Source organism: Providencia sp. 6390, from assembly GCF_058148425.1.
Map to the genome: position 1 here is coordinate 1 of NZ_JBYVYL010000040.1, position 306 is coordinate 306.

Annotated in this window: 1 protein-coding gene; it reads right to left on the minus strand. The window is 56.2% G+C overall.

The genetic code is table 11. From position 1 onward, the window contains the following. On the minus strand, positions 1-306 hold a 306-nt coding region (locus AC3Z9T_RS21430; protein WP_490128070.1), incomplete at both ends, for an AMP-binding enzyme.

Sequence of the window (306 nt, forward strand, 5' to 3'; positions counted from 1 at the left end):
ACTCGTTCTAACCCCAGCAGTTCCTGCCAGATTTTAGCCAATGATGTTTCAATATCGCCGACAGGCGCCTCATAACCACGAGTCACCACCGCAGACTGGTCAGGTTTAGGCAGTGCTTGACGGTCAAGCTTACCGTTAGGGGTCAGGGGGAATGTTTCAAGCATCACGAAGGCGGATGGGAGCATATAGTCGGCCAAGTGCAGCGAGAGCTGCTCGCGCAGCTCGGCAGGTTCAAGCGTGATACCGCCTTGTGGGCAGAGGTAAGCCACCAGTCGGGTATCGCCTGCGTCGTCTTCACGAGCAATG